Annotated in this window: 17 protein-coding genes and 2 pseudogenes; 12 read left to right on the forward strand and 7 right to left on the reverse strand. The window is 62.0% G+C overall.

The window, feature by feature from the left end:
- Positions 1-136: 136 nt before the first annotated feature.
- Positions 137-970 carry a MipA/OmpV family protein gene (locus ASE67_RS01980; protein ID WP_268795343.1) on the forward strand — a complete coding sequence of 278 codons (834 nt, stop codon included), beginning with the start codon at positions 137-139 and terminating at the stop codon, positions 968-970.
- Here ASE67_RS01980 and ASE67_RS17615 read toward each other — a convergent pair.
- The gene (locus ASE67_RS17615) at positions 960-1751 is read right to left on the reverse strand and encodes a hypothetical protein (RefSeq protein ID WP_082456890.1); all 792 of its coding nucleotides are present in this window, start codon (positions 1749-1751) and stop codon (positions 960-962) included. The two genes, ASE67_RS01980 and ASE67_RS17615, sit on opposite strands and share 11 nt — an antisense overlap.
- Positions 1752-1941: 190 nt before the next feature.
- Positions 1942-2226, reverse strand: a complete 285-nt coding sequence (locus ASE67_RS18030; RefSeq protein WP_156348463.1) for a hypothetical protein — start codon at positions 2224-2226, stop codon at positions 1942-1944.
- Positions 2227-2652: 426 nt separating this feature from the next.
- On the opposite strand from ASE67_RS18030, the gene ASE67_RS17620 reads away from it, so the two are divergent.
- On the forward strand, positions 2653-2805 hold the full coding sequence (locus tag ASE67_RS17620; RefSeq protein WP_327196655.1) for a DUF465 domain-containing protein: 153 nt from the start codon (positions 2653-2655) through the stop codon (positions 2803-2805).
- A gap of 164 nt (positions 2806-2969) precedes the next feature.
- On the opposite strand, the pseudogene ASE67_RS17625 reads toward ASE67_RS17620, so the two are convergent.
- Positions 2970-3547, reverse strand: a pseudogene (locus ASE67_RS17625) (IS5 family transposase); the annotation flags it as partial.
- A 772-nt stretch (positions 3548-4319) separates the two neighbouring features.
- On the opposite strand from ASE67_RS17625, the gene ASE67_RS01995 reads away from it, so the two are divergent.
- The 5 genes from ASE67_RS01995 (at position 4320) to ASE67_RS02015 (ending at position 8298) form a co-directional block, all read left to right on the forward strand.
- Positions 4320-4724: a hypothetical protein gene (locus ASE67_RS01995; RefSeq protein WP_055756312.1), complete on the forward strand. Its 405-nt coding sequence runs from the start codon at positions 4320-4322 to the stop codon at positions 4722-4724.
- Positions 4725-4938: 214 nt separating this feature from the next.
- Positions 4939-5847 carry an ABC transporter ATP-binding protein gene (locus ASE67_RS02000; RefSeq protein WP_055756314.1) on the forward strand — a complete coding sequence of 303 codons (909 nt, stop codon included), beginning with the start codon at positions 4939-4941 and terminating at the stop codon, positions 5845-5847.
- Positions 5844-6593, forward strand: coding sequence for an ABC transporter permease (locus tag ASE67_RS02005; RefSeq protein ID WP_055756317.1), 750 nt, complete (start codon positions 5844-5846; stop codon positions 6591-6593). Before ASE67_RS02000 ends, ASE67_RS02005 begins: the two co-directional genes overlap by 4 nt.
- 32 nt (positions 6594-6625) lie before the next feature.
- Positions 6626-7696, forward strand: a complete 1071-nt coding sequence (locus ASE67_RS02010; RefSeq protein ID WP_200922144.1) for a sensor histidine kinase — start codon at positions 6626-6628, stop codon at positions 7694-7696.
- On the forward strand, positions 7693-8298 hold the full coding sequence (locus ASE67_RS02015) for a response regulator transcription factor (RefSeq protein ID WP_055756319.1): 606 nt from the start codon (positions 7693-7695) through the stop codon (positions 8296-8298). The genes ASE67_RS02010 and ASE67_RS02015 overlap by 4 nt, the downstream gene beginning before the upstream one ends.
- A gap of 362 nt (positions 8299-8660) precedes the next feature.
- Here the strand turns inward: ASE67_RS02015 and ASE67_RS02020 are convergent, their stop codons facing one another.
- The 3 genes from ASE67_RS02020 to ASE67_RS02030 form a co-directional block, all read right to left on the reverse strand.
- Positions 8661-10388 (reverse strand): ATP-binding protein, encoded by a 1728-nt coding sequence (locus tag ASE67_RS02020; RefSeq protein ID WP_055756324.1) that lies wholly within the window; start codon positions 10386-10388, stop codon positions 8661-8663.
- A gap of 12 nt (positions 10389-10400) precedes the next feature.
- Positions 10401-11651 carry a hypothetical protein gene (locus ASE67_RS02025; protein ID WP_055756326.1) on the reverse strand — a complete coding sequence of 417 codons (1251 nt, stop codon included), beginning with the start codon at positions 11649-11651 and terminating at the stop codon, positions 10401-10403.
- Positions 11652-12227: 576 nt separating this feature from the next.
- The gene (locus tag ASE67_RS02030; protein ID WP_039097455.1) at positions 12228-12626 is read right to left on the reverse strand and encodes a VOC family protein; all 399 of its coding nucleotides are present in this window, start codon (positions 12624-12626) and stop codon (positions 12228-12230) included.
- A 188-nt stretch (positions 12627-12814) separates the two neighbouring features.
- Here ASE67_RS02030 and ASE67_RS02035 point away from each other — a divergent pair.
- Positions 12815-13436: pseudogene (locus tag ASE67_RS02035) on the forward strand (tyrosine-type recombinase/integrase).
- A gap of 610 nt (positions 13437-14046) precedes the next feature.
- Positions 14047-14235, forward strand: coding sequence for a hypothetical protein (locus ASE67_RS02045; RefSeq protein WP_041394287.1), 189 nt, complete (start codon positions 14047-14049; stop codon positions 14233-14235).
- Between the two features lie 213 nt (positions 14236-14448).
- Here the strand turns inward: ASE67_RS02045 and ASE67_RS17630 are convergent, their stop codons facing one another.
- Positions 14449-14841: a MerR family transcriptional regulator gene (locus ASE67_RS17630; RefSeq protein ID WP_081974598.1), complete on the reverse strand. Its 393-nt coding sequence runs from the start codon at positions 14839-14841 to the stop codon at positions 14449-14451.
- Between the two features lie 66 nt (positions 14842-14907).
- On the opposite strand from ASE67_RS17630, the gene ASE67_RS02050 reads away from it, so the two are divergent.
- From ASE67_RS02050 to ASE67_RS02060, 3 genes are read left to right on the forward strand one after another with little or no spacing between them, the layout of a single operon-like run.
- Positions 14908-15552, forward strand: coding sequence for a cation diffusion facilitator family transporter (locus tag ASE67_RS02050; protein ID WP_041394289.1), 645 nt, complete (start codon positions 14908-14910; stop codon positions 15550-15552).
- Between the two features lie 11 nt (positions 15553-15563).
- Entirely contained in the window at positions 15564-16844 is a 1281-nt protein-coding gene (locus ASE67_RS02055; protein WP_055756911.1) for a TolC family protein, read from the forward strand.
- Positions 16841-18022 (forward strand): efflux RND transporter periplasmic adaptor subunit, encoded by a 1182-nt coding sequence (locus ASE67_RS02060; protein ID WP_156340141.1) that lies wholly within the window; start codon positions 16841-16843, stop codon positions 18020-18022. The genes ASE67_RS02055 and ASE67_RS02060 overlap by 4 nt, the downstream gene beginning before the upstream one ends.
- Position 18023: the final 1 nt, after the last annotated feature.

Here is an 18023-nt window from a genome sequence, read left to right on the forward strand (position 1 = left end):
GAGCGGACCGGTCACACGCTGTGGTTATAGCCGTACTCCGCTTACTGGGACTGGCGTTTAAGACGCACAGGGATAAGGTGGCTGCTGATTATGACCGTCCGGCCGTCTACCAACATCGTCAAAAAAAGGGATCAAGATGCGCGCCGCTTTAGCCATCATCGCGCTAGTCTCTGCTCAACCTTGCTTCGCGCAAACTGACCCGAGGCCAGGTCCGCCTGCAGGTCGGCCTTTGGAGGCAGGCACTGCCGGATGGAGCATTACCGTTGGCGTCGCGCCAGTCCTCAGTCCTGCATGGCAAGGCTCGCGAGACATGGCCTTGGCGATTTTCCCCGACTTGCGGATCAACTACAAGGACGTGATCTTTGCCTCAATTCCTGACGGTTTGGGCTGGAACGTGGTGAACCACGACGGGTGGAAGGCAGGACCGCTCGCCAAGCTCCGCTTTGGGCGGGATGAGGAGCGCGGGGGATCGCCGTTCCTCATTACAGGCGGGAGTGACGCGCTACGCGGCCTCGGCGACGTAGATGCAGCTGTTGAGGTGGGAGGCTTTATCGAGAAACGGGCTGGGCCATGGCGTGGACGGATCGAGGTTCGTCGCGGCTTCGGCGGACATGACGGCGTTGTCGCCGACGGGTCAGTTGCTTACCAAGCGCGCCGGGGACGGACCATCATCAACGTCGGGCCTCGCGCAACGCTGGCAAGCCGCGAGTATATCGAGACGTATTTCGGCATCGATGCGGTCCAGTCGCAACGGTCCGGGCTTAGACCGTATTCTGCGTCAGGCGGACTATTGTCCTACGGTGTAGGCGGTACCGTAATTCGTCCCCTGAGCCGGCGAAGCGCCGTCACGCTTTTCACTGGCCTGGATCAACTAGGTCAGAACGCAGGCGATTCACCTCTCGTCCGCGAACGTGGGCGCCGGACCCAATTCACCCTAGGTCTCGGCTACGGATTTAGGTTCAACCTGTAATCGAACCAGACGCATATACCCTGCGCCAGTAGCCAGCGACCAAGCCTGAAATAACGAGGATCGCGGCAGCGCCGGTTGCTACGGCAATAGGTCCTACAGCTTGGCCACCTGCAGCGAAGATAGCAGCAAGAGCCCAAAGGAAAACAGCTGCGTACGGCAGATTGCCACGTCCTCGGACCAGCACGTTGGCCGCGATGAGTCCAGCAATCACGATCACCGCTGCACCGATTACCGGCGCGGCTGCACCGCCCTCCATGCCGTGATACCTCAGGCTAGCTGCGATGTTGACGGTGGTAGCGACGGTCAACCATGCGGCGAGCGCGCTCAACGGAAGGTACGCACACCACCACGCGGTTTTCGACACCGCCGCATTCGACAGGGCACGATAGGCAATGATCAGGCACGTCAGCGTGAAGGTAATGATCAGAACCGATACGAAGCTTAACCCGTAAAGCTGTGTGTAAGCAGCCCAGAGTGCGTTCCCCAAAAATGCGCCCGCTGCCGGCCAGCGCAGGCGATGAAGCAATGCATTTTGGCGCTGTGCGGGCAGGGCCTGATAAACAGCAAACACCGTGGCTCCGAGGTAGAGCGCGCCCCAGATCGAGAATGCCCAGCCTGCCGGGGTTATCAAGGTTCGGACCGCCAGAGACCGGGATCCGATAGGCTCACCGATCCCAATCTGCGGTAAAAGAGGCGTTAGAATTTGAAGCGCTGCTGTCAGCAGCACCGCGAGATGCGGCAGATCGAACGCGGTCCGTTGGGGTAAGGTATTCGTTGCCATTTTTCCACAACGGCCGATCAGCTTACGCGTTGCAATGTCACAAAGAAACTCGCTCGCATTCAGCGCTATCGTACTTAAACGGTCCTCGGGCGCCTGACATATTGTCATTTACCCGAGGCTTCAGTGGGACGACCCAGAGGCCTTTATCCACGATCCCGGTTGCGACGCGAAGGCGGTATCTTATCGTGTTCTAAAGTGCAGAGGATAAGACGCAATATACCAGCACCGGTACGCCAACCAAAACGATTAAAAGTAACAGGTTGAACTCCATAAGTCGGCTCAGCCAGTCCTTACCTTCATTCTGCCGGGCTTCGGCATCAGCCTTAGAATAGTCTTCTACAATCTCCAGATCGAATTTGTTCGAGAAAAAACTTTGTGGTCGCATCCGCAAGAAAGGTTGAGGTGCTGGATTGGCAGCTTGATGCTGACGGTCATCCTGACACAAATCATCGGATTTCGAGACTTGGTTTTCCACTACACGGTTTCCACTTATTCGAGATCATGGGCGCGCAGAACGCGTCCCAAAGGTCAGATCGAATAAAGCCCGAACTCGAGCGGCAGTGGCCGCGAGCTCGGGCTAAGCGCGTGCGGCGAGTTGGCCGGCGTGGTCGCGGAAACGCTTATGTGTCGCAGGAGCGTACATGCCAGTAACATCGGGGACCCGTGTCCTAATGTCAACTCGTGCAAATCCATTTGCTCTCCTATTGACCTTGACCGGCTAAACCCTAGCTTGAGGGAGCGGGCCGGGCCCCTCTGGCGGTCGTCTCAGGACGAACGTGATGTCGGACCGCATCGGGTTATCTCGATGTCTAGGCCTGGCCTGTTTGCCTCCTTTCATCGCGACTGATCCGATCGTTCAATCGTTGGTTGGAGAGCGGCTTTGCCTATATTTTCTCACAAGTTGACCCAGTTGCATGCCCGGCTGGATGAGCAGATCCGCGTCGAGATGAAGCGACGCATGCCCGATACCTTGCGGCTATTTCGGCTGAAGCGGTTGCGTCTCGACGTGAAGGACCGCCTGCACGCACGCGCCTTGCGGCCGGAGTTCAGCTGAACCGACACGCTGAACCATCGTTGTAGAATCATCGTCCGTAAGGATTGGCTTCACCGATCAGAATGGATCGGGATGGCAAAAGGAGAGCGAAAATGGCCTATCTTCTAACTGCCGGCTTGGTGCTTGCTGCTACCGGGGCGGCCCTTAGGGTCAGGACTCGTTGATTACAGCCAGAAGATGACGGTGGCAGCGAGGGCGATGGCGGAGAAGAAGACGGTCGGGCAGCGGTCGTAGCGGGTTGCGACGCGGCGCCAGTCCTTGAGGCGGCCGAACATGATCTCGATGCGGCTACGTCGCCGATAGCGGCGCTTGTCGTACCTGACCGGCTCGTTGCGGGACCGCCGCCCTGGGATGCAGGGTTGGATGCCCTTGGCCTGGAGCGCATCCCTGAACCAGTCGGCGTCGTAGCCGCGGTCACCTAGCAGCCACTGAGCCTTCGGCAGGTCGTCCAGCAACGCGGCCGCACCGGTGTAGTCGCTGACCTGCCCGGCGGTCATAAAGAAGCTCAAGGGGCGTCCGTTCGCATCGGCTACGGCATGGAACTTGGTGTTCATGCCGCCCTTGGTGCGGCCGATCAGGCGGCCAAGGCCCCCCTTTTTACCCGCAGGCTCGATGCCGTGCGGTGCGCCTTCAGGTAGGTGGCGTCGATCATAACCGTCTTCGGCTCGGCGCCTGCCGCCGCCAGCCCTTCCATCATCCGCGTGAACACGCCTGCCTCACCCCAGCGCTTCCACCGGTTCCTCTTGCGCTCACGAGGATGTGCGTTCCGGGGCATGCCGTTCCGCCCAGGATAGTTACCCACGCGACACTCTCTTCCGGGAGTTCGAACACGCCGACTAGCGTGATGCCGGAATTGGCGGCGATCGGCTGCGGTGCATCGGTACCGCTAGCTGTGAAGCGCGTAGGCTTACCATTCAGGGTCAGCGTATCGATCCCGTCGACGTTCTGAATGGCGAATAGTCCCTGCTGTGCTTGGACCGTCGTAATCGGGTCGCCGCTCACGCCGACCGTGCTTAACATGTCCGGACCTAACGCGGTGGCGGATGGTTCGTTGGCTGTGGCGTTCGATGCCGAAGTTGCCGCTTCGCTGGTGTTGCCGATCTGAGTCGACGATGGTCGTCCACATCCGCCAACCCAGACTATCATCGCTGCGGCCGACACCAAGCTCTGGACAGTTCGACGTTCTATTCCGTTCATTGCGCACCCCCGGTTTGGTTCAGGGGCGCGGCGTAGGCCGGATGTTCAGAACCTGCAGGAACCCAACAGGCGCGGACACCTTTAGGCCGAAGCCTTGGACATGCGCGCCCGCCACCCGGCCGTGAAGCACGACCAGCGGGTTCCTTCCTGGGGTTCTGACGCCCCACCTCCACTCTCGGGGAGGCAAGGGAGGGTTTCAGCGCTTTCGCGCCGGTTTGCAATATGCCTTCGAACCCGCGGCATACCTTCGGCCGGCCGTGAGGGCAGGGGCGGCGGCATCAATATCATCGGTCCGTTTAGAAGACGGAGGCTCGAGGATGAAGGTGTTTGACAATTTGGCTGCGATGTTAGCGGTTTTGCCCGAAGGTGCGTGCGCACCAACGCGACTAGCGTTGTCCGAGTTCGGTATGGCCCGTTCGGGGGCGACCGAACAGGTAAGTTTCACTGCGATATTTGGGTATCCCCTGTACTTGATTGAGGAGGTAGAGGAACTTCGCTTCGTCCGCTCATTCGACGAGATGGATGGGCTTCGCCGGTCATTGGCTGACGATTCTTCGGCAGCGTTCGACGTTGCTGAATGGATTGACGACGGGCGGTTTGCCCGGTTCGTCACGATCGAAAGCGGAGAGGGTGGGCCACAGTATCTCGTGCCGCGTGCCGTCGCAGACAGCCGGCATTCTGTCGCCGAAAGCATCAAGCTTTTCGAATGCGCTTTAGACTGATTTGTCCGGCTGCCGTGTGCAGCCGGATGCAATTTTTCTGGTCGCGTCGACCCAAGATCGGACGCTGCCGGTGCTCAGCCTGCTGCCGAAGATTGGTCGTTCATTCATGTGACGCCCTCCCATGACAATTGTCACCCGGGCGGCATGACGGCCGGCACTGCAAGCGTGCAGCCGCATCGCGCATCACCCGGTCATGACGATGGGAGTTTCAGCCATGAATGACGATCTTTCAGCCATCGCCGCCCTGGTCGACGTATCCAAGCGTCTGGGCGCCACGGCCGTGCTCGATGGCCTTTCGCTCGCCATCCGCGCGGGCGAGGTGACCGCGCTCCTGGGGCCGAACGGCGCCGGCAAGACGACAACCGTTGGGCTGTTGACCGGGCGGCTGCAACCCGACAGCGGCAGCGCGACCCTGTTCGGGCTGAACCCTGCGCGCCCGGCGGCGCGGATGCGGATGGGCGTCATGTTGCAGGCATCCGGCCTGCCCGACGTGCTGACCGTCCTCGAAGTGGTGACGCTTCAGTCGGGCTATTACGCAGATCCGCGTCCGGTGGCGGAGACGCTGGAGATCGCGGGTCTGACCGATCTGGCGAAGCGGCGGTGCGGTACCCTGTCGGGAGGACAGGCGCGGCGGGTGCAATATGCGCTGGCGATCTGCGGCCGCCCCGCGCTGCTGGTGCTTGACGAGCCGACCGCGGCGATGGATCGGGCATCGCGGCAAGCGCTGTGGACGACCGTGCGCCGTGCGGCCGACGACGGGACCGCGATCCTGCTGACCAGCCACGATCTCGAAGAGGCCGATGCGCTGGCGGACCGGGTGCTGGTGATGGACCATGGCCGGATCGTCGCCGACGACAGCCCGGCGAACCTGCGCGCACGTGCCGGCGGGTCGGTCATCCGCTGTCGCACAGCCCTTTCGCCGACGATCCTGCAAGCGCTCCCCGCCGTGCGCGAGGTCGGGGCGGAGGGCGGTGACCAGCGGATCGTGACCGCCAATGCCACCGCGACGGTACGCGCGCTGTGCGCCGCCGATCCCGCGCTCGCCCAGCTGCGCATCGCCGACGCAGCACTGGAAGACGCGATCGCGACCCTGCTCTCCCCCGACCGGAGGCACGCGGCATGACCGCCCTGCTGCCCGCCGGCATCTGGCGCCGCGAAGCCGTCGCCGAACTCAAGCGATCGTGGCGTCTGCCGCAGTTCCTGTTGCCGACGATCCTGACCCCCGCTGCCTTCTACGCGCTGTTCACGCTGGCGATCGGCACCTCGCCTTCTCCGGCCGCCGCTGCCGCCAGCCTTGCGGGGTACGGCGTATTTGCCGCGATCGGCCCGGCCCTGTTCGGTTTCGGTGCAGGCGTCGCAATGGAGCGAGAGCAGGGTTTGATCGAACTGAAGCGCGTGTCGCCGCTGCCTGCCGCGGCGTTCGTCGCGGCAAAGCTGGTCGCGGCGGTGGCGGCGGTGGGCGCGGCCGTGGCGCTGATCTACCTTGCGGCGATCCTTGCGGGGGTGCGCCTGTCCGCCGGACAGTGGCTGGCGCTGGCGCTCCTCCACTTCGCCTCCACCCTGCCGTTCGGGCTGATCGGCCTTGGAATCGGCATGCGGATGAGCGGCAAGGGCGCGGTGGCCATCGCGAACGCGCTATTCCTCGGGTCAGCGGTTGTCGGCGGCCTCTGGATCCCGTCGACGATGCTACCCGGCTGGATGCGCGCGATTGGCGAAGTGGCGCCGTCCTATCATCTCGGACAGCTGGCGCGCGGGATCGTCGGGGCGGACACGATCGGCAGCATGCCCGTCCACGCGGCAATCACTGTCCTGATGACGGTCGCCGCGGCGGCCTGGGCATGGACCGGCTGGCGGCGGAACCCTGCTTGACGACGCCCCCGTCCTCACGCGACGCTGCCAGCATGTCGGCCACATCGCGCAGAAGCTGGATCGAAGGGCCGCTGCCGTGGCTCGCCTATCTGCCATTCTACGCAATGCCGTGGTTCTGGCGGGCGCCGGACGAAACCGGGCTGATCCTGTCGGTCGCCGGCATCGCGCTGTTCCTGCCAGTCTATTTGCTCGGCTACAGCGCCGGGCAGCAGGCGCGGATCATCGCTGCCATAATCATCCTGCTGATCGGATGCGCGCTGGCGCCGTTCGGCGGCAGCTGGACGGTGTTCCCGATCTATGCGGCAGCGATGGTCGGCTATCTGCAGCCGCCGCGGCGCGCAATCGCGGCGGTCCTGACGATCGCGGCGGTCATCAGCGCCGTCGGCATCGCGTTGGGACAGATGACCCTGTGGTGGTTGCCGGGCGTGCTGCTGGCGATGATGACCGGGTTCGGCACCTTTTCGCGCGAGGCGTTCTATCGGCGGACGCAGGCGCTCCTCGCCTCACAGGAGGAAGTGCGTCGCCTGGCGGGCACGGCGGAGCGCGAACGCATGGCGCGCGACCTGCACGACGTCGTCGGCCGGACCCTGACGCTGATCGCGCTGCGCGCCGACCTGGCCGCAAAGCTGGCCCGGCCGGATGCCGCCGCGGCCGAGGCGGAGATGCGCGCGGTCGCCGACATCGCCCGCACCGGGCTGGCCGATGTCCGCTCCGCGCTGTCGGGTACGGCGGGCGGCAGCCTCGGCCACGAACTCGAATCGTCGCGCGAGGCGCTGAAAGCCGCCGGGATCGTCGCAAGCGTGACCGGTGACATCCGCGACATTCCCCCCGATGCCGGTGCGGTGCTGGCGATGACCGTGCGCGAGGCGGTAACGAACGTCATCCGCCATGCCGGCGCCGGCAGCTGCCGCATCGAACTGACGACCGACGACACCACCGCCGGCGTGCGGATCGTCGACGACGGCCGCGGCGGTTCGTTTCGCGAGGGGCACGGCCTGACCGGCATGCGCCAGCGTCTCGCTGCCGCGGGCGGGACGCTGGACGTGGCCCAGCAGGGATCGGGCACCTGCGTCGCCGCTCGTGTCCCGGTGGGCGCGCCGTGATCCGGATCGTCATCGCCGAGGATCAGGCCATGGTCATGGGCGCCATCGCGTCGCTGCTGACGCTGGAGGGCGACATGACGATCGTCGGGCGGGCGCTGGACGGCGATACCGCACTGGCGCTGGTCCGCGAGTACATGCCTGACATCCTGCTGACCGATATTGAGATGCCGGGGCGCAGCGGCATCGACGTGGCCGCCGCGCTGTCGGCCGAGCACCTCAGCACTCGCGTCGTGATTGTCACGACCTTCGCCCGCCCGGGCTACCTCGCCCGTGCGCGAGCGGCAGGCGTGCGCGGGTATCTGCTGAAAGATACGCCCGTCGAACGGCTGGCCACCGCGATCCGCACCGTTCGTGGCGGCGGACGGGCCATCGACGCCGATCTTGCCGCCGAAGCGTGGGAGGCAGGCCCCGACCCGCTGACCGATCGCGAGCGCGACGCCCTGCGCCTCGCCGAGGAAGGATTGCCCAACCGGGAGATCGGTCTGCGCCTGTCGCTGTCGCCCGGCACAGTGCGCAACTACCTGTCCGAAGCGGCAGCGAAACTTGGCGCCGCCAACCGGATCGAAGCGGGTCGCATTGCTCGAGCTAACGGGTGGCTTTGACCCACAACCGGCCATCCAGGCCGCCTTTCCCGCTTCCCAATTTCGGCCGTTCATTCATCTTAGCAGAACGGACCCGTCGGTTCCGGCTGGTCCTGGCTAAACGGTGACATGTGGGACATTTCTGCCGGTCTCCGCGGCGAGCGGGAAGGTCCGGTTACGCCCAAACCGACCATTCTCCGGAGCGCGCAACCCCTCCCCTATGTCAGGGCCGTTGGCGATGGAGAACAACTGGACTCAACCCAAAAACCAAGAAAGCGGACATTCGTTCGGACGCTGAGCACTATGATCGCGGGGCACCACGATCGGACCGATGAGGAGCCTGGTCGATGTCACGCGATCCGGTGCTAATCCCAGATGACCACTTACTTCAGCCAATGGTCAAAGTTGTCCGAAACGCCTGCCGTATGCCAAGGGTTCTTCCAGATCTCGTAGTAGCGGATGTCGTTCGACGACGGCTTTGGCGAGCATTCGGTGATGTACACCACGCACGGCATTGCAACTGCATCGCCGATGAGTAGCGCCTCGCCTTGCTCAAGCGCGGGCAGCCCTGCGGTCAGATTGCCGAGCGTGTCCGGCAGCAAGCGCTTCACATAGGCTTGGTCTTCCGGGTTGGTCAGGCGCATCGCCAAGAAATTGCTGCACTGAGAAAAGATCGTCTCCGAAATCTCCGATGGGCGCTGGCTCGAGATCATCAGGCTGACCCCGTATTTTCGACCTTCCTTGGCGATTCGTTCAATCGAGTTCAGCGAAGCCTTAAAACGCGCGAGATCACTGCGGGGCGCATATTTGTGAGCCTCCTCGTACACGAGCAGGAACGGCGTCTCGCATTTGCCGGTCTGACGGCGTGCGTGATACGAAAAATCGAACAGAAGTCGCGTCACCAACGATACGGTTATGCTGAGGACCTCAAATGGTATGCCGCTCAAATCGAGGATGGTGACGTTGGCGCTCGAGGTCTTCTCATAGCCGGTTATCTGACGGATGACGTCTTCAAGCGTCGCCTGCGCAGCCATTGGACCGAACATGAAATCGAGCCGCGAATTGTTGATCTTCGCCGATATCCGCCGGACGAACTTATCGATCGTGCCATCGGCGTAGGGACCGTTGTTAATCTTGCCTGTGGCTTTAAAGGCGAAGTCCACCGGTTGAGTGCAATAGGCGGTCAAACGCGCGCGATCGTCCGCATAGGTGACCGAGTTCCCATCCTTGGTTTTGATCGTGAGCGGATCGTTCGCATCCTTCGTCTCCCGCGAGAGATTGGCGAAGCAAGTCTGCAGATGGGCGATGTCGTACTTCAGCGGACTGTCGAAATTGACTTTCGCGACCCCCGGGTTGGCCATCTCCTTGCAATGCGTGATGATCGTCCGGAGCAGCGCTTCCTGATTGTAATTGTTGCTGTCACCCGACTCAAGGAACATGTCGCCCATCTCGCCATCGTTGAGCAGCCAATAGGGGAGCACGATGTCGTCGGCAGACAGCAGCTTGGCCGCGGGAAAGGCGGATGCATATTCGCCGTGGATGTCAAAAATGACAATGTGCGAATTGTTGAGCCCGGCGTATCCGTGCGACTTCGCGGCCGATGCCTCCTGCAGAATTCTGGACACGCTAGACGACTTTCCCGACCCCGTCGCACCCACAACGGCGATGTGCTTGTTGAAGAAACGGTCGCCGTGGACGGGAACCTTCACATCCCGTTGCCGCGTGAGCGAGGAGAAGCAGCACCGTTGCTGTTCCTCGAAAGCGTTGGCGTAGATCGCGGCAATTTCTTCGCGAGTCGCGGGTACAACCCGCTTAGGCGGAATTGCAAGTTCGTCGCCGCCGCGCCGAAAGGTGCCCCCATTGAGCGTGCCGAGTGGATAGGCATCGATCATATAGACGCGCTGGTGATCATCGCCCTTCGCCCGCATCTCGATTGAAAAGCTTTCGATGATGCAGATCAGCGAGACATTATCGTTGTCGGAAATCTTCAGGAACGATCCGACGCGCAGCGACTGTCCTGCAATCTCGAACGACAGGAGATCGTTGACTGCAATACGCACCTTGTTCGGGAATACCGAAACGACCTCGGCATTGATCTCACTCTCGTCCATCCCACCTGCTCCCTATACAATTTTCATAGCCATCGCAGCGCTGCGCACCGGCACCGAGATCTGCCGAAACTTCGCGTTGATCGCCTGCGGTTTACCGGCATGAAGCTGGACAACGAGCCGGCGGCGCACCGATGCATCGAGCGCGGCGGCTAACTGCGCGGCGTCGCCGACGATGCGGGCCGCGATCGGCTCAAACGCCGTCTGAGCGAGCAGGAGCTGCTGTGTGGTGAATGGCGCCCCAAAGAAGGCGTAGCCGTCTGTTATCCGGTAACTCTCGCCTATCAGCCGGCTCTTTAGCTCAACGAGATCCGCGGGGTCGATGCCGGGAAAAAAGAAGAAAGGCGCGTAGCGTTCTTTCGCCGGTTTGGACTTCGACCTGTGGCTACTCCATCCGCCGATGATGTGCCGCACGAGGGTGATCAGCATATCCAGGGTTTCGGTGTCGGGCAGATCGATGATGAAGAAGCGGTCGTGATTCTCGACATTGAGGCGAGCAAAGTGTGCTTCGCGGATCAACTTGCAGTAGGCCGCTTCGCTTTCCCTGCGGAGCGCCCAAGCCGAATAAACGGCGACGTTGGGCTGGATCTGCTGGAGGAAGTCCTTCCGCGTCGTGGTCCGCGCGGCTTTCGACGAAGCAGCCGAGAGCGATGCCATTGCTGAGAACGCCGACGGATAACTGTATAAACTGGCTTCGTCCTCGGCAACCTCGAGCGCGGCGCGCAACGCTTCAATGACCCGTGCTCGGTGCATGTCGAACGGCTCGCTGAGAACGACCGTAAACCGGCCGCAAAAGACGGCCAGATCCTCGTCCGACGCTCCCAAGTCGGTTTGCAGATTGATCGTAGTTTTGACGCGACTGCCGGTCGCGGGATCGACCGCGTACTGGGCGCGGACGAGCACGCGTTGCATATCGGCAAGCCCATAGGACGTCGCTACGCCAGCCGAGTCCTTGAAGTAGCCGTAGAGGACGTATTTTTTTCGGAGGCGAACGTCCGCCGGATAGCGAAGGAACCCCGTAATCATCGGCAGGATGGCGTCGCGCAAAGTCGAATCCGTGAGCTTTTGCGCTTCGTAGTACTTGACCTGTCCATAGGTCTGAATCTCGTCGGCGAGAACGTCGAAGTCTTCGACTCCCTCGACAGTGATCGACTCGGACTTGGTCGCACCAAGCACGGCGAGAATGCTCGCATCGAACTGATACATGTAGCCGCGGATCGTTGCCGTCGCTTCGCGCTGCGCTTCCTGAGCCTCCACCTCGGTCATGCCGGGGTCTCGGTTAGTGAGAGCCGGTTGGCCGGGAAATGCCGATCGCCCCGCTCGCCGCCTGATCCTCGGGTTCGTTCCCAATCGCTTTCGTTGCCAAATCTTGTTGCCCTGATCAGATGCCGTCTTTCGCGGCTGGGTTAAGTCGCTATTCCAGCAGCACTTGTTCAGGCAACTCGCGTTCCCGTCAATCCGGATCGATCCCGGACAAACCGATGAATTTTCCGAGAGCGTCCGAGCGTCCCTGGGTGGACAGGGCGGCCGCAGTCGCCCGCGTGATGTCGAGTTCTGTTATGATCGACGCGATGGGAACTGCCGATCGGGAGGCGATCAGACCCTGCCATATCTCAGCGTCAGAATATGCGCGGCAGGCCCAATTTCCGACGGACGGCATTTGAGAAAGGGTCTTGGGGTCGGGAATGTCCGCGAATGCCCGATCCGGACGTTCGCACCACACTTGGCGAACGGCAATATCTGGTCGAGAGCCGCTATCGCGGAAAACGGTGGGAAGCGGACACTCGCGCGATCGCAAAATCCGGGTCCGCTAGGGTAAAAAGCGAACCCGTGTTGGACAGATCATGCAGGAAAATGAATTCCGCATAATTTGTTGCCGTCTGGGTCGCGAAAATAGGCAAGTTCGACTGTTCCCAGCGATGCCGTATTGCGCGGGCCGGGCGGGGCTTCGATCGAGGTGCCGCCGTTGGCGACCGCGGTATCATGAAGCTGCTTCACTTGTTCAGGCGAGTTGCACGAAAAGGCGACGGTGCTGCCGTTGGCGACGCTTGCCGGTTCGTCGTTAATCGGCTGGCTGACGATGAAGTTGGTTCCGTTGCCATTATTATAGATCAGCCGCGTATGGCCGCTGTCGGCGATGTTCCGCGCCCCTTCGCCTGCCCCCAAAGTGGCGAGCACCGTGTCGTAGAAGCGCTTCGACCGTTCAATGTCGTTCGATCCGACCATGGTGTGAAAAAGCATCCGGGCTCTCCTTGGGGCTGATCGACTTCCGATCGCCACTAGCCTTTTAATCTAACCGGCCCATAGGACGCGGTCACCCCCGGGTCGTCGAAAGTCCACAATTGGTCGGCATAGGCCCCCGAGCAATACCAGACCGTCATACCCGCAAGCGTTCTTCCGATGGCCGATCTGGCCATTGGAGAACGATCATGGAGATGCCTGAAACCGAGCGCACCGTCACAAAGCGGCAAGTCTGGAATGCCGGAAGAACCGTCGGTGCGAAGCGTGCCCTCAAACCGAAGCAGATTTGGGAAATTCGGTTCTATCTCAATCAGCGTCGACGCCTGCGAGATCGGGCGCTGTTCGATCTGGCGATCGACAGCAAACTCCGAGGCTGCGACTTGGTGCAGATGAGGATCGGCGACCTTGTCAGCAGCGGGCAAGTCCGAACGCGAGCGATTGTCATGCAGCAGAAAACAGGCCGACCGGTTCAGTTCGAGCTACTTCCAGATGCTCGCGCCAGCCTGCTGGCTTGGCTGGAGCGGCGGGGCGGCACGGTGGACCCCCAGTCGAGTCGATCGTGATGGGCATCTCAGCACTCGCCAGTACGCCAGGCTTGTCGATGAATGGGTGACAGGGGTCGGTCTGATGCGAAGTGAATACGGTACGCACTCGCTCCGCCGAACGAAGGCATCAATCATCTACAGGGCAACCGGCAATCTGCGAGCTGTCCAGATCCTGCTCGGCCATAGCAAGATCGAGAACACGGTCCGCTATCTCGGCATCGATGTGGAAGACGCACTTGCCCTCGCCGAGAACACCGAGATTTGACCTGTCGGCTCCTCGCTCGGGCGAGGGGCCGCCCTTACGGCGCATGGGACAAAACAGCCAAATACGGGGCCTCGCCGAACGGCGGGTTCAACTGTGAGCTGCCGTCCGCCGCTGTCCCGAAAACGATGGTGAATCGGGAATCTGAGATAAAAGGGGAAAACCAGCCTAGCGCCATCCTCTGCCACCTTCGACATTGTGCATCACTGAGTGGGCTTCTAGACGCATCCAATGAAACGCCGGGCTCGCCCACTCTCCAAGATATTGCATTCCATGGCGTTTTTCGTCCTGGCGGTGATGTTGCTGGTCCGGCTTGGCCCGCTCTGCGAGACGATGGCGATGGCCGCGCCTCCGGCTGCGTCCGCTATGATGGACTGCGCCAGCAAATCAGCAGGCGCTCCCATCAAAAAGGCCCCTGCGTCGGCCTGCGCCATACCGTGCGTTGCGGTTGCCGGCGAAACCGTAGAGCATGTCGGGCTGGTTCCGTCCTCCCGTCTATCGCCTTGGCCGGCTCCACAGACCGGCCTTTTGGGCATGGCATACGCTCCGGCCACACCCCCTCCGCAAACCGTGTGACGTCGAACACCATCACACGTAAATTTCGGAGAATATCATGACCAAGTTCAAGCTCATCAGCGCTGCCTTCGCCCTCACCCTGTCGACTGGCGCATTCGCCGCTGTCGCCAATTGCTGCGCCGACATGGCGTGCTGCAAGGACGGTGCGGACTGCTGCAAGGATGGCGCAAAAGCCAAGGCTGCTGACTGCTGCGATCATGCCAAGGGCGGCATGAAGCACGGCTAAAAGCTAGATAGGGGCGGGCAACCGCCCCTATCTATTAGCCGGCTGCGATACGCCGCCACGCCACGGCTACTGATCGACTACATAGCTATCCAAGAATGGAACGGGCCGCTTACCAGCGCGTCCGTAAACGATTAAAAAATGGGAACACCCAAGCATCCCAAGCCGCGTCGCACGCGTCATGAGAGAAATATTTATCCTCGTTCAACCGTGGCATTAGTTGGGCACGGCAGTAATCGCTTCCATTACCCGGCAGTCGGCGATGCGTCCGCCATCGCAGGATCGTGTTGCAGCACTCAATGCGTCGCGAAGCGCGACAAGGCGTGTGATACGATCCTCCACGCTGGCGAGATGCCGACGGGCGATGGCGCCGGCCTGGTTGCAGTCCTGATCGGGATCGGCAGACAGGGCAATAAGCGATCGGATTTCATCTACTGAAAATCCTAGTTCCCGGGCATGGCGGATGAAGCCAAGCTGGCGAACCTGCCCCTCTCCATAGGTGCGACGGCCTCCAGACGTGCGGAGCGCTTCGGGCATGAGGCCGATTTCCTCATAGAATCGGATGGTGTTGATTTTGGTCCCTGTCCGCTTTGCCAAATCGCCGATCATCAACACGTTGCCACTCCACTAGAAACCGCTTGCTCCTACAGTGACTGTAGATCGTAGAGGCACGATATGAGTGCAAGTGAATCCTCTTCATGCGGTTGTTCCGGTGATACCAAACGAGCGGAGCGCGATCCCGCATATCGGCGCGCATTGTGGATCGTCGTTCTGCTTAATCTGGGCTTTGGTCTGGCTGAAATCGTCGGGGGGTTCCTTGCCGACAGCCAGGCATTGAAGGCCGATGCCCTCGATTTCATCGGGGACGGCAGCATCTCGCTCCTCGGATTGATTGCGCTGGGATGGACCGCTCGTGCCCGTTCTCAGGTTGCGCTTACACAGGGCATATTCCTTGGCGCGCTCGGGATAGGTGTCATCGCCTTCGCCCTTTGGCGTGCGATGAATGCAATTGCGCCAGAAGCCGAATTGATGGGCGCTATCGGGATCGTTGCGCTCATAGTGAACGTGACGGCTGCACTAGTTCTATCGCGATTTCGCGAAGGGGATGCGAACGTCACCGCTATTTGGTTGTTCAGCCGTAACGACGCGATTGCCAATGTTGCGGTGATCATCGCAGCCGCCCTTGTTGGCTGGACCGGTGCGGCTTGGCCCGATCTGGTCGTTGCCGGCGTCATCGCGCTCCTGTTCCTGCATTCGGCCTACGAAATTATCCGCAATGCGCGGCGCGAACTCCAATCAACGGCAAGGCCGTCGTCATAATGACTTACCCTATGAAGCTCCGGCACCGGTTGCCCTTCGTCCTGATCGCGGTCGTCGCCGTCGTTCCGTGCGTAGCGCACGCCCAATCGCAAACCGGTTCCGAAGCGACGGTCACCCCGGTACTGACGCTAGAAAAAATACTGGCGTTGGCGGAAGCGTCAGCACCGTCGCTAGAAGCAGCGCAGGCCGGCGTTCGGGCAACAGGTGCGGCGCGCGATGTAGCGGGGCTGCGCCCTAACCCTACGCTGAATGGCGGTCTGGAATATTTTGGGGGTTCGGGGGCATATCGCGGTCTTCGTAGCGCGGAAGCTACAGTCGGTGTTGCTCTACCTATCGAGCTTGGCGGCAAGCGTTCCGCGCGGGTCGGTGTTGCCAACGCACAAGGGGAGCAAGCTCGGCTCGCCCTGGTTATTGCTACGGCCGATATTCGGCTCGCTGTAACACAGGCGTATATCGAAGCCGTAGCAGCCGAGCGTCGCATCACGACTGCGCGCGAGCAAGCCGGCATTGCCGGGGAGGCGGCCCGCGCGGCGGGCATTCGGGTACGCGCGGGCAGGGCATCGCCGCTAGAGCAACAGCGTGCCGACGTGTTGCGCATCAATGCCGAAGCTGCGGTTGAACGTGCGCAGCGCCTGACGGAAGTCGCGCGGGGCAATCTCGCCCGGCGTATTGGTCAGCCCGTAACCGGCCCGCTCGACGTTGCCTGGTTCGATCGCATGCAAGGTTACGGCCCCTCGATCGCGGCCAGTCCGGGCGGCACGCTGGCATTGTCTGCGGCGCGAGCCGCAGTGACGACGGCAGATGCGCAAGTGCGGCTTGCTCGCTCCCAACGCATCCCCGACGTGACCGTCAATGCCGGCGCACGCCGGCTCGATGCGTCGAACGATATGGCTGCGGTCGTCGGCCTCTCGATACCGCTTCCACTGTTCAACAACGGCCGGGCGTCGGTCGTTCAGGCGCGGGCGCAACGCGATCAGGCGGACGCGATGCGACGCGCGGCTGAGCTGGATGCGGGGCAGTCGATAGCCAGCGCGGAAGCGGAAGTGGCAAATGCCGCGACGACCGCTAGAACCACGGGTGGGCCGGTCCTGGCAGCAGCGACGGAAGCCGCGCGCATTGCCCGCATCGGCTACCGTGAAGGCAAGTTCGGCCAACTCGATCTTCTCGACGCCGAACGCACCCTGTCTGAAACCCGCACGGCCGCGATCGATGCGCTGGCGACCTACCATGATGCAAAGGCCCGGCTTGAGCGGCTGACCGCTGCCGCTCCCGAACTGGCGAAGGACCAATGATGACGAAGACCGGCGCGCGGGTCGTACTATCCGCTCTGCTTCCCCTGACGCTGCTTGCCTGTGGCGGGGGCGGGGAAAAGAAGGCCGACAACATGGCCGGCATGGAAGGGATGGAAAAGGGCGAAGGCGAGAAAGGCGAAGCCGGCAAACCTGCCGATAAAGACGCCGTAAGCCTTTCGGCCCAGCAAATCGCGGATGCCGGGATCGAAGTTGGTCGGCCTGCGATTGGCGGCGTTGCCGGCGCAATCGAGCTGCCGGCCTTGGTTCAGGGTGATCCGCAAGGGGTGCAGGTCGTATCCGCGACGATCGGCGGTCGTGTCGTCTCCCTTACCCGTAACCTCGGGCAATCGGTGCGCCGTGGCGATGCGCTTGCGATCATTGAAAGTCGCGAGGCCGCCTCATTAAACGCCGAGATTGAAGCCGCGCGCGCGCGCTCTGCGCTCGCACAATCGAACCTGCGCCGTGAGCAACGTCTGTTTGCTGAACGCGTCTCGCCGGAACAGGATCTCATCGCCGCTCGAACTGCTGCCACCGAAGCCAACATTGCGGTCCGCCTCGCCCAACAGCAGCTCTCGGCCACAGGCGGGAGCGGGGGTGCGCTGAACCGTGTGGCGATCCGCTCGCCCCTTTCCGGTCAGATCATCGCTCGATCGGCGACGCTCGGTCAGACGGTTGCGGCAGACGGCGAGCTGTACCGGGTCGCCAACCTCTCGCGCGTGACCATCGCTGCGTCACTCTCACCGGCTGACGCCGGCAAGGTAAAGCCTGGAACACGCGTTGAAGTCACCTCGGCCGGCCGCAGGCAGGAAGGTCGCGTGACCTTCGTGTCGCCCGCTCTCGATGAAACCACGCGGCTTGTTCAGGTTATCGCTTCCCTCGATAATGCGGGCGGCACTTGGCGGGTAGGGGAGCCCGTCACGGCCTCGATCCTGCTGCCCTCGATCGGGGATCACAGTATCACTGTGCCGTCCACGGCGGTCCAATCGGTAGAGAATAAGATGGTCGTGTTCGTGCGCACGCCTAGCGGCTTCAAGGCCGTTCCGGTGCAGGCAGGGCGTCGCAACGGCGATCAGGTCGTCATCACCTCTGGCCTGACCGGCAGCGAGCGTATCGCAACCACCAATAGCTTCACGCTCAAAGCCGAACTCGGCAAGGGCGGCGAAATGGACATGGATTGAT

This window comes from Sphingomonas sp. Leaf23, assembly GCF_001421585.1.
GTDB lineage: Bacteria > Pseudomonadota > Alphaproteobacteria > Sphingomonadales > Sphingomonadaceae > Sphingomonas.